Source organism: Methylobacterium sp. 142-1Y (genome assembly GCF_057747795.1).
This window is the reverse complement of sequence record NZ_CM173224.1, coordinates 178,485-193,674: the sequence shown is the minus strand read 5'-3', so window position 1 is coordinate 193,674 and position 15,190 is coordinate 178,485. Positions and strand designations below refer to the sequence as shown.

Sequence of the window (15,190 nt, the reverse complement as noted above, 5' to 3'; positions counted from 1 at the left end):
GCCGTCTTGCTGCCGAGTAGTGTTTCCCAGAAACCGACCTCATCCTGAGGTGCGACTGAAAGGAGCCTCGAAGGAGGGCTCCAGAGATCGTGGAGACTGCTGGAGTTCTCCTTCGAGGTCAGTCGATCGAAGATCAACTAACACCTCAAGATAAGGTGAGAGAGTGACATCTCCGCAGCCCGTCCAGGTTTCAACATGCGAGGGAGCGCACTGGTTTATTAAAAACTAGCGCTGTCCGAAGCTCGCTTCCTTGAACAAATCCTTCAAGTGGTGCGGCTGCGAGCGCCAGTACTGCTTCGGGGCGCGGACCCGGGCGCCGAGTTCGGCGGCGGCGTGCCACGGCCAGCGCGGATCGTACAGCATGGCGCGGGCAAGCGAGACCGCGTCGGCCTTGCCCTCCAGCAGAATCGTCTCGGCCTGGCGCGGCTCGGTGATGAGGCCGACCGCGATCGTGACGAGGTCCGTCGCCGCCCGTACCCGCTCGGCGAAGGGCACCTGGTAGCCCGGCCCGACGGCGATCTTCTGCCGGGGCGAGACGCCGCCGGTGGAGACGTGGATGGCGGCGGCGCCGCGCGCCTTCAGGGCCTCCGCGAAGGCGATGGTCTGCTCGACCTCCCAGCCGTCCTCGACCCAATCCGTCGCCGAGACCCGGGCCCAGACCGGCTGACCGGCGGGAACGACCTCGCGCACCGCCTCGAACACTTCGAGGGGAAAGCGCATCCGGTTCTCGAGGCTGCCGCCGTACTCGTCGCTGCGCCGGTTGGCGAGCGGCGACAGGAACTGGTGCAGCAGGTAACCGTGCGCCGCGTGGATCTCCACCGCGTCGATGCCGAGACGGACCGCCCGCCGGGCGGTGGCCTTGAACCCGTCGCGGATGCGCTTCATGTCCTCGCGGTCCAGCGCCCGGGGCGCCACCTCGCCGTCGGCATGGGCGAGCGCCGAAGGCGCCTCGGTGAGCCAGCCGCGGGGTGAGTCCGGCGCCACCTGATGGCCGCCGCGCCACGGTGGCTCGCTCGAGGCCTTGCGGCCGGCATGCGCGATCTGGATGCAGACCGGCACCGGCGCGTAGTCCCGCACCGCGTCGAGGACCCGGGCCAGCGCCCGCTCGGTCCCGTCGTCCCACAGCCCGAGATCGCCGTGCGTGATCCGCGCCTCCGGCGACACCGCCGTGGCCTCCAGGGTCAGGAGCCCGGCGCCCGACATGGCGAGCTGGCCGAGATGCATCATGTGCCAGTCGGTCGCCTCGCCGTCGCGGGCCGAATACTGGCACATCGGCGCGACGATGATGCGGTTCTCCAGCTCCAGGCCGTCGAGGCGCAGGGGCTGGAACAGGAGGGGGCTGGTCATTCAGGTACTCCGGTGCAGGATGACGCGAATGTGGCGCAGGGCCGCGAATCCGGCCAGCGCGGACGATGCAGGGCGCCTGCGCGCGGCAGGGCGCGCGCGGGGTGCGCCGGCGCACCGAAACTCGGGCGATCACGCGTCGAGCGCGTAAGAGGGGCGGAGCTACCAGCCCCGGCCGAGGCTCACGGCGATCCGGCTCGGGCGCGTGCCGACCAGGACCGCCGCCAGGCCCCCGAAGGCCCGCGTCGCCGCACCGCGCGCCGCCGAACGCGCCCGGCGCGGACGGCTCGCCATCTCCGCCAGCCGCTCGCCCGCGCCCGCGAGTCGCTCCACGGCACGCATCACCGTCGGGTGTGCCTCGGCCTCCGTCAGGGCGCAGATATCCGACAGGGCGCTGCGCAGGGCATGCATCCCCTCGCGCACCCCGGTGCCTTCCGCCCGATCGGCATTCGCCAAATCGACGATGCCGCGCTCGATCCGGTCGAGCAGGGCTCTGAGGGGCAACGGCACCCGGTCCAGGATCGCGGCCGCGCCGGCACCGGGACGGCGCTGCCTCTCTTGGGTATCCGAACCGAGCATGGCGACTTCTCTAGTCAGATCGACTGCGCACTCGTCACCTTGTCAGGATGCCAATCTTGTGAAAAATTCGCAACTGCTTGTTGTGACTTGTGACCTCGAACAGATCAAGATGCCTGTCCTGACGCTGAGTCTGCCGTCCACGACCGCGCCCGATAAGACGTGTGGTTGCATCAGGCACCCGCATTCGCTCGACACCTGTAGCATAGCGATACGGCCGCGTGACGCATCCACATTGCCATATATCTGATCGGGACTGCGACTTGGTCGCGAATGATTGCAGAGTGTTGAATTTATGAATAAATTCATATCATAAATTTAGTTAAATCGAAAAGGTCTTGCCTCCGAAAGATCCCAGAAATACAATCCCAAGTTGATACAACGGCACGAACCCCCCTCCCGACCGGATCGAACGATGCCCCTGCACCCCGTCTTCGGTGACTATTCCGGCAGTGCCAGCGACCAGATCCTGTCAGTCCTCCGGGCCGTCCGCCGCCACCTGGCCATGGATGTCGGCTTCATTTCCGAGTTCGTGGCGGGCGACCGGGTCTTCAGATTCGCGGATTCCGAGACGATGCACGGCCCGGTCGTCGTGGGAGGCCATGCCCCGCTCGAACAGAGCTTCTGCTACTACGTCGCCAAGGGCCTGATGCCCGGCCTGATGCAGGACGCCGCCGAGGATCCGGTCGCAGCACAGCTGCCGGCCACCCGCGACCTGCCGGTCGGGGCCCATCTGAGCGTGCCTCTGCGCCATGCGGACGGCGAGCCCTACGGGACGTTGTGCTGCTTCAGCTTCACGCCGGACCGGAGCCTCACGACCCGCGATCTCGCGACCCTGCGTCTCTGCGCGGATCTCGTGAACTCCATCCTGGGGAAGGACCGCGACGCCGCGCGGCAGCGGGACGCGAAGCACCGGCGCATCGCCGAGACGATCGCGGACGAGTCCGTCGAGATGGTGTACCAGCCGATCTACCGCACCGCCGACGACAGCCTCGCCGCCTTCGAGGCCCTGGCCCGCTTCACTGCCCCGACGGGCCAAGGCCTCATGAGCAAGGGTCCCGACGCCTGGTTCGCGGACGCCGCCGAGGTGGGCCTGGACGGGGAACTCGAGTTCCTCGCCCTGCGCAAGGCCCTGCGCGCCTTGCCCTCCCTCCCCGCCGGCGTCAGGCTGTCGGTCAACCTGTCGCCGGCGAGCCTCGCTGCGTCGCGCCTCGCCGAGACGATCGCGGGGGCGCCGCTCGACCGGCTGGTGGTCGAGCTGACCGAGCATGCGGCGGTCGCCTCCTACGAGGCCCTGCGCGACGCGCTGGCGCCGTTCCGGAGCCGGGGCCTGGGCCTCGCCATCGACGATGTCGGGGCCGGCCACGCGACGTTGCGGCACGTGCTCGACCTCGCCCCGGAGATCATCAAGCTCGACATGAGCCTGATCCGGGCCATCGACGCGCATTCCGGCCGCCGGGCCCTGACCGAGGCGCTGACGGGCTACGGACGGCGCATCGGCTGCGAGATCGTCGCCGAGGGGGTGGAGACGGAGGCCGAGTACGCGGTGCTGCGGGGCATCGGCGTGACGCGGGTCCAGGGCTTCCTCACCGGCCGGCCGATGCCGCTCGCCGCCGCCGCCGCCCTGCCGCTCTCCGGCACCGGGGCGTGGGCGCGACGGGCCGGATGACCCCACCCTATCCCAGCCCGCGCTCCCGCAGCGCCCCGCCGATCTCGTCGAGGACGCCGGGGTCCTCGATCGTCGGCGGCATCGCCCACGCCTCGCCGTCGGCGATCTTCTTCATCGTGCCGCGCAGGATCTTCCCCGACCGGGTCTTGGGCAGGCGCCCGACCGTGAGCGCCAAGCGGAAGGCCGCGACCGGGCCGATGCGCTCGCGCACCAAAGCCACCAATTCGCGCTCGATCACGTCCGGGCCTTTCGTGACCCCGGCCTTCAGCACCACGAAGCCGCAGGGCGCCTCGCCCTTGAGGCTGTCGCGGATGCCGATCACCGCGCATTCGGCGACCGCCGGATGGGAGGCCAGCACCTCCTCCATGCCGCCGGTCGAGAGGCGGTGGCCGGCGACGTTGATGATGTCGTCGGTGCGGCCCATCACCGAGACGTAGCCGTCGGCATCGAGGAAGCCCGCATCCGAGGTGTTGTAGTAGCCCGGATAGGTCGCGAGGTAGCTCTCGCGGAAGCGCTCGTCCTGCCGCCACAGGGTCGGCAAGGCGCCGGGGGGCAGCGGCAGCTTGATGGCGATCGTTCCCATCGTGCCGGGGGGCACGGGCTTCCCGGCTTCGTCGAGCACCTGGACGTCCCAGCCCGGCATCGCCACCGTCGGGCTGCCGTGCTTGACCGGCAGCGCGCCCAAGCCCACCGGGTTGGCGGCGATCGGCCAGCCGGTCTCGGTCTGCCACCAATGGTCGATCACCGGCACACCGAGAATCCGCTCGGCCCACGCGACGGTGTCCGGATCGGCCCGCTCGCCGGCGAGGAACAGGGTGCGAAAGCGCGCGAGGTCGTGGCCCTGCATCAGACGGCCTTCCGGATCCTCCTTCTTCACCGCCCGCAAGGCTGTCGGCGCGGTGAACAGGGCGACCGCCCCGGTCTCGGCGATGACGCGCCAGAACGCGCCGGCATCCGGCGTGCCGACCGGCTTGCCCTCGTAGAGCACCGTGGTGCAGCCGTGCAGGAGCGGGCCGTAGACGATGTAGGAATGGCCCACCACCCAGCCGACATCGGAGGCGCACCAATAGGTCTCGCCGGGGGCGACGCCGTAGAGGTTCGGCATCGACCAGGCCAGCGCCACGAGGTAGCCGCCGGTATCGCGGACCACGCCCTTCGGCTTGCCGGTGGTGCCCGAGGTATAGAGCACGTAGAGCGGATCGGTGGCGGCGACCGGCACGCAGGGCGCGCGGCGGCCGGCCGCCTTCGCGTCCGCCACGGCCTGCGCCCAGTCGCGGTCGCGCCCGCCCTGGATCTCGGCTTGCGCTTGCGGCCGTTGCAGGATCAGGCAGGATTCGGGCTTGTGCGAGGAGAGCCGGCAGGCCTCGTCGAGGAGCGGCTTGTAGGCGACGACCCGGGTCGGCTCGATGCCGCAGGAGGCGGCGAGCACCACCTTGGGCGCCGCGTCCTCGATCCGGGCGGCGAGCTCGCGGGCGGCAAAGCCCCCGAACACCACGGAATGCACGGCGCCGATGCGGGCGCAGGCCAGCATGCCGAACAGCGCCTCGGGCACCATCGGCATGTAGAGCACCACCCGGTCGCCGCGCCCGACGCCGAGATCCTGGAGCACGGCGGCGAGGGAAGCGACCTCGTTCAGTAGCTCGGCGTAGCTGATCCGGCGCTTGGTGCCGGTGACGGGGGACTCGTACAGGATCGCCGCCTGGTCGCCCCGCCCGGCCGCGACGTGGCGGTCGACGGCGTTGTGGCAGGCATTGACCTCGGCACCGACGAACCAGCGGCCGTAGGCGCCCTCCTCGGGGGCGAAGACGCGGGTGGCGGGTCTCGCCCAGTCGATCGCCTCGGCGGCCTGTGACCAGAAGGCCTCCGGGTCGCGCTGCCAGGCGGCGTAGGTCTCCGGGTAGCGGCTCGGGCTCGCCATGGCGTCTCCTCCGGTGCCGTCCATCTGCGGGGCGGCCTGCCTGTTCAGATAGAATAGGCCCCGGTCCGGCCGGAAGTCGAACTTTCGTAAGGATGCCGGGCGGATTGATCGCTCCGCCCCGGCGGGTACTCTGGCGCGACAGGGAGCAGGACGACCCATGACCGGCGCGACGATCTACGACCACGGCCTCGACCGGAACCCGGCCAACCACCAGCCGCTCACGCCTCTCACCTTCCTGGAGAGGGCGGCCACGGTGTTTCCCGACCATACGGCCGTGATCCACGGAAATTTGCGGCGCAGCTACCGCGACCTCTACGCCCGTTCCCGGCGCCTCGCCTCGGCGTTGAAGGCCCGCGGCATCGGGCGGGGCGACACGGTGGCGGTGATGCTCGCCAACACCCCGGCGATGATCGAGTGCCATTACGGGGTGCCGATGGCCGGCGCGGTGCTCAACACCCTCAACACCCGGCTCGACGCCGCGATCATCGCCTTCTGCCTCGACCACGGCGAGGCCAAGGTGGTGATCACCGACCGGGAATTCGCCCGCATCATGGGCCCGGCTCTGACCCAGGCCGGGGTGAAGCCGCTCGTCATCGACTACGACGATCCCGAATACGACGGTCCGGGCGAGCGCCTCGGCACGATCGAGTACGAGGACTTTCTGGGTCAAGGCGATCCCGGTTACGCCTGGGCGATGCCGGGCGACGAGTGGGACGCGATCAGCCTAAACTACACCTCGGGCACCACCGGCGACCCGAAGGGCGTGGTCTACCACCATCGCGGCGCGTCGCTGCTCGCGGTCGGCAACGTGGTGGCGGGCAATCTCGGCCGGCACCCGGTCTATCTGTGGACCCTGCCGATGTTCCACTGCAACGGCTGGTGCTTTCCCTGGACCCTGTCGGTGGTGGCCGGCACCCATGTCTGCCTGCGGCAGGTGCGGGCGAAAGCCATGTACGACGCCATCGCGGATCACGGCGTGACGCATCTGTGCGGCGCGCCGATCGTGATGTCGCTCCTCATCAACGCCGCCGCGGCCGAGCGGCGGGAGCTACCCAACCGCGTCTCCTTCCTCACCGCGGCGGCGCCCCCGCCGGAAGCGGTGCTCGCCGGCATGGCCGAGGCGGGATTCGACGTCACCCACGTCTACGGGCTGACCGAGACCTACGGCCCGGCGGTGGTGAACGAGTGGCACGCCGACTGGAACGCCTTGGGCAAGGACGAGCAGGCCGCCCGCAAGGCGCGCCAGGGCGTGCGCTACCCGCCGCTCGAGGCGCTGGACGTGCTCGATCCCGAGACGATGCAGCCGGTCCCCGCCGACGGCGAGACGCTGGGCGAGGTGATGTTCCGCGGCAACGTGGTGATGCGCGGCTACCTCAAGAACCCGACAGCCACCGAGGCCGCCTTCGCGGGCGGCTGGTTCCATTCGGGCGATCTCGGGGTGAAGCACCCGGACGGCTACATCCAGCTCAAGGATCGCTCGAAGGACATCATCATCTCAGGGGGCGAGAACATCTCGTCGATCGAGGTCGAGGAGGCCCTGTTCAAGCACCCGGCGGTGGCCGCCGCCGCCGTGGTCGCCAAGCCCGACGAGAAATGGGGCGAGACGCCGTGCGCCTTCGTCGAACTGAAAGGCTCCGAGATGGTCTCGGCCGAGGAGCTGATCGGCTGGTGCCGCCAGTCGCTCGCCGGCTTCAAGGTGCCCAGGCACGTTGTCTTCACGGAACTGCCGAAGACCTCGACCGGCAAGGTGCAGAAGTTCGTGCTGCGGGAGATGGCGAAGGCATTGTGAGACGGGTTCGACCTGAACTGTTCCGGCCGCAATAAAGGGCGGGATCCCCCTCTTCGCCGTGGATGCAGGGCTGTCCGGGGAAAGAAAGTATCGCTGGTCTTGAACCCTCCCCCCTCTGCGGGGGAGGGTGCCCGGCGGCGCCGGGCGGGAGAGGGGAACCACGCTTCCGGATGAGGCGGAACCGTTCTGACTGGCGCCCTCTGAATCAGCGTCGCGCTGCCCCTCTCCCGGCCTGCTCCGCAGGCCACCCTCCCCCGCAGAGGCTAGCGTGTTCACACTTCTCGGTTCGAGAGCTTCTCCGGTGAAGGTCGCGCGCCTCTCCTCCCCCCGGCGATCCCGGGCTTGCCCGGAATCGCTGCAAGTTGTGGGGAGGAGTTGGAGGTGGGGGTGGTGCCGCGTAGAGCGCGAGGCTACTCCGGCACCACCCCCACCCCTAACCCCTCCCCACAAGGGGAGGGGAAAGCGCGCATATTTACAGAGGGTTAGCTCACGAAGGAGAAGTGTGAATCCGCTAGCCCGCAGAGGGGGGAGGGGGAACTTGCGCTCTTCTTGCCGCGAACAGTTCACACGAAGACCGTATCACGCCTCCGGCGCGAACATCTCGTCGAACGAATAGCCCGAGCCCCGCACGGTGCGGATCGGGTCGCTGTCGCGGCCGCGGTTGATCGCCTTGCGCAGGCGGCCGATATGCACGTCGACGGTGCGCTCGTCGATATAGACGTCGTGCCCCCAGACGCCGTCGAGCAGTTGCTCGCGCGAGAAGACGCGTCCGGGGCTCTGCATCAGGAATTCGAGCAGCTTGAACTCGGTCGGGCCGAGATGCAGCTCGCGACCGTCGCGGCGGACGCGGTGGCTGACCCGGTCGAGCTCGATGTCGCCGGCGATCAGGAGGTCGGCGACGTGGGCGGGCTTGGCCCGCCGCAGGAGCGCCCGCACCCGCGCCAGCAGTTCCGGCACCGAGAACGGCTTGACGATGTAGTCGTCGGCACCGGTGGCGAGGCCCCGCACCCGGTCGCCCTCCTCGCCGCGGGCCGTCAGCATGATCACCGGCAGCCGCTCGGTCTCGCGGCGGGCGCGGATGCGCCGGCACAGTTCGATGCCGGACAGGCCCGGCATCATCCAGTCGAGGAGGACGAGGTCCGGCACCTGCTCGCGCAGGCGGATATCCGCCTCGTCGCCCCGGGCGACGGCGTCGACCTCGAAGCCCTCGGCCTCGAGGTTGTAGCGCAGGAGGAGGGTGAGGGCTTCCTCGTCCTCGACGATCAGGATGCGGGTACTCATCGGGGGCACTCAGGCGGGGGCGGGGGTAAAGGCCCGCCGGGCCGCAAGGCCCGGACGGGCGTCGCCCTCAAGCCTCGGGCGGGGTGTCGAGGGTGGCGAAGCTCGAACGGTCGTTCTTCGGACGCTCGGTCGGCAGGGTCTCGCCGGTGGCGAGGTAGTGGATGGTCTCGGCGATGTTGGTGGTGTGGTCGCCGATGCGCTCGACGTTCTTGGCGCAGAACAGCAGGTGCGTGCAGAACGTGATGTTGCGCGGATCCTCCATCATGTAGGTCAGGAGTTCGCGGAACAGCGAGGTGTAGAGCGCGTCGATGCCGCCGTCCCGGGCCCAGACGTCGAGGGCCGCGACGGTGTCCTGGGTGGCGTAGGCGTCGAGCACGTCCTTGAGCTGCTCCTGGACCAGCTCGTTCATGTGCTCCACGCCGACGACGATCTTCTGCAGCTGGACCTGGTCGGCGATGGCGACGACGCGCTTGGCGACGTTCTTGGCCAGATCCCCGATGCGTTCGAGGTCGCCCGAGACGCGGATCGCCGAGATGGTCTCGCGCAGGTCGACCGCCAGCGGCTGGCGGCGGGCGATGAGGAGGATGGCCTTCTCCTCGATCTCGCGCTGCAGCCCGTCGAGACGCTGGTCGGTGGCGATCACCGCCTGGGCGAGGGCGGCGTCGCGGCGCAGGAGCGCCTGGCCGGAATCGGCCACCATCTTTTCGGCGATGCCGCCCATCTCGGCGATGCTGCGCCGCAGGTTCTGCAACTCCTGATCGTAGGAGGTGACGATGTGGCTCGACATGGGATCTGGCTCCTCGCGCGGAGGTGGAGCGTAGGCTTGTGCCGGCCCGGCAGACCGGGCCGGCGGATGATCGCGTCAGGCCTCAGCCGAACCGGCCGGTGATGTAGTCCTGGGTCTGGCGCTTCGACGGGTTCATGAACAGCCGGTTGGTCGGCCCGAACTCGATCAGCTCGCCGAGATACATGAAGGCGGTGAACTGCGAGATGCGCGCCGCCTGCTGCATGTTGTGGGTGACGATGGCGATGGTGAACTCGCCCCGCAGCTGCTCGATCAGTTCCTCGATGCGGCCGGTCGAGATCGGGTCGAGGGCCGAGGTCGGCTCGTCGAACAGGATCACCTCCGGGCGCTGCGCCACCGTGCGGGCGATGCAGAGGCGCTGCTGCTGGCCGCCGGACAGGCCCATGCCGGACTGCTTGAGCTTGTCCTTGACCTCGTCCCAGAGGGCGCCCTTGCGCAGGGCCTCCTCGACGCGGTTGTCGAGATCGGCCTTGCCGAGGCGCTCGTAGAGCCGGATGCCGAACGCGATGTTGTCGTAGATCGACATCGGGAACGGGGTCGGCTTCTGGAACACCATGCCGACCCGGGCGCGCAGCTCGTTGAGGTCGATCGAGGAATCCAGGATGTTGCGGCCGTCGAGCAGGATCTCGCCTTCCGCGCGCTGCTCCGGATACAGGCTGTAGATCCGGTTGAAGGTGCGCAGCAACGTCGACTTGCCGCAGCCGGACGGCCCGATCAGGGCGGTGACCTGGCGGTCGAGGAAGTTGAGGTTGATGTTCTTCAGGCCCTTGAAGTCGCCGTAGTAGAAGTTGAGGTCCTTGACGGCGAGGCGGATCGCGGCGGACTCGTCGGCCGTGCTCTGGCCCACGACCGGCACGGCGGTGGCGGTGGCGCTCATCGGGGTGTCTCCGGGCAAGGTATCGGATCAGCGGCCCTTGGGACCGCTCAGGACGAGGCGGGCCACGATCGACAGGCCCAGGATGGTGACGGTGATGAGGAGCGCGCCGGCCCAGGCCAGCTGGCGCCAGTTCTCGTAGGGCGAGAGCGCGAACTGGTAGATCATCACCGGCAGGTTCGCGACGCCGCCCATCAGGTTGGGGCTGAACCAGGAATTGTTGTTGAGCGCGGTGAAGAGCAGGGGCGCGGTCTCGCCGGCGATGCGGGCCAGCGCCAGGAGCACGCCGGTCACGATGCCCGACTGGGCCGCCCGCCAGGTGACGGAGCGGATCACGATCGAGTACGGGGCGCCGAGGGCGACGCCGGCCTCGCGCAGGGGGCCGGGCACCAGGCGCAGCATGTCCTCGGTGGTGCGCACGATCACCGGGGTGGCGATGATGGCGAGCGCCACGGCACCGGCCCAGCCCGAATAGCCGCCCATCGGCCGCACCATCAGGGTGTAGACGAAGAGGCCGATCAGGATCGACGGCGCCGAGAGCAGGATGTCGTTGAGGAAGCGGATCAGGTTGGCGAGGTGCGAGCCTCGGCCGTACTCGGCGAGGTAGGTGCCGGCGAGCACGCCGACCGGCGTCGCCACGACGATGCCGAGCACCGTCATCACCAGGCTGCCGAGGATCGCGTTGGCGATGCCGCCGCCCTCGGAGCCGGGGCCCGGCGTGACCTGGGTGAACAGGGCCGGCGAGAATCCCTGCACGCCCTGGATGATGAGCATGAGCAGGATCGAGCCGAGCACGACGGCGCCGAGCACGGTCGCGGCGGTGCAGCCGACGATGAGGAGCTTGTCGGCGGAGCGCCGGCCGGCGCGGACCCGGCCCCAGGCCTGCGGGGCGGGCGGGAGGCGGGCGGGAGCGGTCGGGCCTTCGGAGCCTGAGACCGCGGCGGGGGAAGCGTTCATCGGGAAACGTCCGTGCGGGAGCGGGATCAGGCCACCTTCGCGCGGCGCACCAGCAGCCGGGCGATGATGAGCACGATGAAGGTGACGACGAAGAGGATGCAGCCGAGCGCCATCAGCGCGTGGAGCTGCATGCCGTCGGCCTCGTTGAACTCGTTGGCGATGCGCGAGGCGATGGTCGAGCCGGGATCGAAGATCGAGGCCGAGAGGCGGTTGGCGTTGCCGATCACGAAGGTGACCGCCATCGTCTCGCCGAGCGCGCGGCCGAGGCCGAGCATGATCGCGCCGATGATCGAGACCGAGGCCTGCGGGATCAGGACGTGGCGCACGACCTCCCAGGTGGTGCAGCCGATGCCGTAGGCGCTCTCGCGCAGGACGGTCGGGATCTGGTCGAGCATGTCGCGGGTGATCGAGGCGACGAAGGGCACGATCATGATCGCCAGGATGATGCCGGCGGTGAGCACGCCGACGCCCGACGGCACCTGGGCGTAGAACAGGGTGCCGACGATCGGCATGCCCTCGACCACGTTCGAGACCGGGATCTGCACGAAGCGCGCGAAGAGCGGCGCGAAGATGAACAGGCCCCACATACCGTAGATGATGCTCGGCACGGCGGCGAGCAGCTCGATCGTCATCGCGACCGGGCGGCGCGCCCAGCCGGGGCAGAGCTGCGTCAGGTAGATCGCGATGCCGAGCGAGATCGGCACGCCGATGAGGAGGGCGAGCAGCGCCGAGACCAGGGTGCCGATGATGGCGACGAGGGCGCCGTATTCCTCGCGCCCGACGTTCCAGGCGCTCGAGGTCAGGAAGCCGGGGCCGAACTCCCGGAAGGCCGGCCAGCCGCCATAGGCGATCGAGGCCAGGATGCCGGCGAGCACCAGGAGCACCAGCAGCGCCGAGGCGAGGGCGGCGCCGCGGAAGATGCGGTCGCCCACGGGGCTCGGGGCGCGGCGGGCGACTTGGGGACTTGCCGCCAATGCGACGTTCTCAGACAACGCGACCATCCGGGTTTCCCTTGGAGTGAGCGGCCTCTAGCGCGCTCGGCGGATCGAGGCGAGTCGGACGCGATCCGGCGGGGGGCGGGATCTCGGCTTTCCTCAAGCGCCGCGCAGGCCCGCATGCGGACCGGCGGAAGGAGGGCGGGACCACCCCGCCCTCCCGAGATTCGTTCTATCAGTTGCTCAGGACGGGCTTGCCGTCCTTGGTGATCGACTTCCACTCGTCCTCGACCTGGGTGACGACCTTGGCGGGCAGCGGCACGTAGTCGAGGGCGGTCGCCATCGGGCCGCCGTTCTTGTAGGCCCAGCGGAAGAACTTCAGCACCTCGGCGGTGCGGGCGGCGTCGGCCGGGTTCTTGTGGACCAGGATGAAGGTCGCGGCGGTGATCGGCCAGGCCTTCGCGCCGGGCTGGTTGGTCAGCGAGATGCCGAAGCCGGGAGCGGCCTTCCAGTCGGCATTGGCGGCGGCGGCCTGGAACGCCTCGTCGCCCGGCATCGGGTACTGGCCGTCCTTGTTCTGGATCAGCGCGACCGGCAGGTTGTTCTGCTTGGCGTAGGCGTACTCGACGTAGCCGATGGCGTTCGGGACCTGCTTGACGACGGCGGTCACGCCCTCGTTGCCCTTGCCGCCCTGGCCGGCCGGCCAGCTCACCGTGGTCGAGGCGCCGAGCTCGGACTTCCAGGCCGGCGAGACGTCCGACAGGTAGGTGGTGAAGATGTTGGTGGTGCCGGACGCGTCCGACCGGTAGACCGGGGTGATCGGCGCGTCGGGGAGCTTCACGCCCTCGTTGAGCTTGGCGATCTTCGGGTCGGACCACTTCTTGATCGTGCCCTGGTAGATCTCGGCCAGGACCTCGCCGGTCAGCTTGACCTCGCCGGGCTTGACACCGGCGATGTTCACCACCGGAACCACGCCGCCCATCACGGTCGGGAACTGGACCAGGCCGTCCTTGGTCAGGGCCTCGCCCTTCAGCGGCGCGTCGGTGGCGCCGAAATCGACGGTCTTGGCCTGGATCTGCTTGATGCCGCCGCCGGAACCGATCGACTGGTAGTTCAGGCCGTTGCCGGTCTCCTTGCGGTAGGCCTCGGCCCACTTGGAATAGACCGGGAACGGGAAGGTGGCGCCGGCGCCGGTGATGTCGAGGGCCATCGCCGAGGTGGCGATCTGGGCGGTCGCGAGCCCGATGGCGAGCGCGTAGGAGAAGGGCTTCACTGGTATCTCTCCGTGTTCGGATCGGTCCGGCACGATGCGGGAGCGAACTCGCCGACCCGCATCCTGCCCATCGACGGCCGGTGACGACGCGACCGGTTTCCCCTGGCTTGCGCCGGATCGTGTCCCGATCGTTGCCGGGGCGTCCGCCGCGCCGCGAGGGATAAGCCCGGTGCGACGCCGGCCCTATGACAGTCGCGTGACACTTGGATGACAAGCACCGGCCGGATGCGACGTTCCGGCCCTCTTGCGCGTTGGGAGGTTGAACATCCGCAGGCACTTGCGCCGCGACCCCCACGACAGGACAAGCCGTTGTGCACAACCTCGACACGATGACAGGGCGAAACCGGATCGACGCCGGCCGGATCGGGGACGATCGGGAGCAAGGCTCCCCCGACGATCCCGCACGCCGGGAATTGATGGCCCTCCACGCCGAGCGGGCCGAGCTGGAGCAGCGCCTCGCCCGGGCCGAGCAGGAGCGCCTCTACCTCGCCGATCCGGCCGCCGTCGACGCGGCGCGGGACGAGGAGGCGGCGCTTCTCGCCGAGCTCGACCGGATCATGACCCGCATCCGCGCGGCGGAATACCGGAGCCAGCCCGGCGCCCGCACCTGGTAGGGCGCGATACGATCACGGGATCACGATCTGGGGAACCTGGGCAGTACGAAGCCGTTGCCTCTCGCGACCCGTGCCGTCGGCGCGGGCGCCGCAGGGCCGTTGCGGCCGGCGAGGGACGGGAGCGACGGCGATGCGGTGCGACGAGGCGCGGAGCGAGGCTGGGATGCGAGGCCGGATGCGGCGCTGCTGAGTCTTCGCACCTCTTCGCCGCAGCCCGCGGCGATGCGCGCGTGTCGACAGGCGCGCGGCGCGCCCCACTTCCCCCCTCAGGAAGCTCCGGCGGGGTATTTTCAGCGAGTGGCCCGTCAGAGTGCCGCCGCCCCGCCCTCCCCGCTTCAGAACGTGAGAGTCGCATGGCGTCCACCGAGAACCCCATCCTCAGCACCGAAGCCAAGCCCGGCCTGCCCCCGACCGTCCAGGTCCATCTCGGGCGCCAGTTGCGCGCGGCCTATGCCCCGATCGAGACCGCCGCGACGCCCGACATCTTCCTCGCGCTGATCGAGAAGCTCGAGGCGGCGCTCGCCGCGCAAGGGCGCGCCGTCGAGCCGGAATTCCGCGAGGGGATGCTGGCGGCTTTGTCGTCGTTGCGCGCCTTCGCGCTCTCGCTCACCAACAACGCCGCCCGGGCCGACGACCTGGTGCAGGACACGATCCTGCGCGCCTGGCAGAACCAGCACCGCTTCCAGCCCGGCACCAACCTGAACGCCTGGCTGTTCACCATCCTGCGCAATGCCTTCTATTCCGAGCAGCGCAAGCGGATGCGCGAGGTGCAGGACGAGGACGGCTCCTACGCGGCGCGCCTGTTCACCGCCCCCGACCAGGGCCACCGCCTCGACGTGCAGGACCTGCGCGCCGGCCTCGCCAAGCTGCCGCCGGACCAGCGCGAGGCGCTGATCCTGGTCGGCGCCGAGGGCCTGTCCTACGAGGAAGTCGCGGGCATCTGCGGCGTGGCGATCGGCACGATCAAGAGCCGCGTCAACCGCGCCCGCAACCGCCTGGCTGAACTGCTCGGTTATGGCGACGACGATTTGACCGGCGACCGGATGATGCAATCGGCCATGGGTGAGGGTGTGTGAGGGCTGTTCGGCCGACTGACCCGGACTCGGATCGGGGTACACGACACGGCAGGTCGCGCGGTGCAGGAGCAACGCAGCC

The 15,190-nt window shown here is 69.5% G+C and carries 13 protein-coding genes; 4 read left to right on the top strand and 9 right to left on the bottom strand.

Annotated elements, in window-relative coordinates; all coding sequences use genetic code 11:
- Nucleotides 1-225 precede the first annotated feature (225 nt).
- Together AC3AOF_RS00855 and AC3AOF_RS00850 are read right to left on the bottom strand one after the other, a co-directional pair.
- Nucleotides 226-1,347, bottom strand: a complete 1,122-nt coding sequence (locus AC3AOF_RS00855; RefSeq protein WP_488347434.1) for an NADH:flavin oxidoreductase/NADH oxidase — start codon at nt 1,345-1,347, stop codon at nt 226-228.
- A 159-nt stretch (nt 1,348-1,506) separates the two neighbouring features.
- Nucleotides 1,507-1,923 carry a hypothetical protein gene (locus AC3AOF_RS00850; RefSeq protein ID WP_488347433.1) on the bottom strand — a complete coding sequence of 139 codons (417 nt, stop codon included), beginning with the start codon at nt 1,921-1,923 and terminating at the stop codon, nt 1,507-1,509.
- Between the two features lie 412 nt (nt 1,924-2,335).
- Here AC3AOF_RS00850 and AC3AOF_RS00845 point away from each other — a divergent pair, with 412 nt between their 5' ends.
- On the top strand, nt 2,336-3,589 hold the full coding sequence (locus AC3AOF_RS00845) for a sensor domain-containing phosphodiesterase (RefSeq protein ID WP_488347432.1): 1,254 nt from the start codon (nt 2,336-2,338) through the stop codon (nt 3,587-3,589).
- A gap of 7 nt (nt 3,590-3,596) precedes the next feature.
- On the opposite strand, the gene AC3AOF_RS00840 is transcribed toward AC3AOF_RS00845, so the two are convergent.
- Nucleotides 3,597-5,507: a propionyl-CoA synthetase gene (locus AC3AOF_RS00840; RefSeq protein WP_488347431.1), complete on the bottom strand. Its 1,911-nt coding sequence runs from the start codon at nt 5,505-5,507 to the stop codon at nt 3,597-3,599.
- Nucleotides 5,508-5,664: 157 nt separating this feature from the next.
- On the opposite strand from AC3AOF_RS00840, the gene AC3AOF_RS00835 reads away from it, so the two are divergent.
- A complete protein-coding gene (locus AC3AOF_RS00835; protein WP_488347430.1) occupies nt 5,665-7,296 on the top strand; it encodes an acyl-CoA synthetase in 1,632 nt (543 codons plus the stop codon).
- Between the two features lie 579 nt (nt 7,297-7,875).
- On the opposite strand, the gene phoB is transcribed toward AC3AOF_RS00835, so the two are convergent.
- From phoB to pstS, 6 genes are all read right to left on the bottom strand, one after another.
- Nucleotides 7,876-8,577, bottom strand: coding sequence for a phosphate regulon transcriptional regulator PhoB (gene phoB, locus AC3AOF_RS00830; protein WP_236992446.1), 702 nt, complete (start codon nt 8,575-8,577; stop codon nt 7,876-7,878).
- 67 nt (nt 8,578-8,644) lie between these two features.
- Complete coding sequence (gene phoU, locus AC3AOF_RS00825) at nt 8,645-9,364, bottom strand: phosphate signaling complex protein PhoU (RefSeq protein WP_236992447.1); 720 nt, start codon at nt 9,362-9,364, stop codon at nt 8,645-8,647.
- An 82-nt stretch (nt 9,365-9,446) separates the two neighbouring features.
- A complete protein-coding gene (gene pstB / locus AC3AOF_RS00820) occupies nt 9,447-10,259 on the bottom strand; it encodes a phosphate ABC transporter ATP-binding protein PstB (protein ID WP_236992448.1) in 813 nt (270 codons plus the stop codon).
- A 27-nt stretch (nt 10,260-10,286) separates the two neighbouring features.
- Complete coding sequence (pstA, locus tag AC3AOF_RS00815) at nt 10,287-11,213, bottom strand: phosphate ABC transporter permease PstA (RefSeq protein ID WP_488347429.1); 927 nt, start codon at nt 11,211-11,213, stop codon at nt 10,287-10,289.
- A 26-nt stretch (nt 11,214-11,239) separates the two neighbouring features.
- On the bottom strand, nt 11,240-12,214 hold the full coding sequence (gene pstC, locus AC3AOF_RS00810; RefSeq protein WP_236992450.1) for a phosphate ABC transporter permease subunit PstC: 975 nt from the start codon (nt 12,212-12,214) through the stop codon (nt 11,240-11,242).
- 169 nt (nt 12,215-12,383) lie between these two features.
- Nucleotides 12,384-13,421 carry a phosphate ABC transporter substrate-binding protein PstS gene (pstS, locus tag AC3AOF_RS00805; protein WP_488347428.1) on the bottom strand — a complete coding sequence of 346 codons (1,038 nt, stop codon included), beginning with the start codon at nt 13,419-13,421 and terminating at the stop codon, nt 12,384-12,386.
- A 416-nt stretch (nt 13,422-13,837) separates the two neighbouring features.
- Here pstS and AC3AOF_RS00800 point away from each other — a divergent pair, with 416 nt between their 5' ends.
- Entirely contained in the window at nt 13,838-14,035 is a 198-nt protein-coding gene (locus AC3AOF_RS00800) for a hypothetical protein (RefSeq protein ID WP_236992452.1), read from the top strand.
- Nucleotides 14,036-14,388: 353 nt separating this feature from the next.
- Nucleotides 14,389-15,111, top strand: a complete 723-nt coding sequence (locus tag AC3AOF_RS00795; RefSeq protein WP_236992453.1) for a sigma-70 family RNA polymerase sigma factor — start codon at nt 14,389-14,391, stop codon at nt 15,109-15,111.
- Nucleotides 15,112-15,190 lie beyond the last annotated feature (79 nt).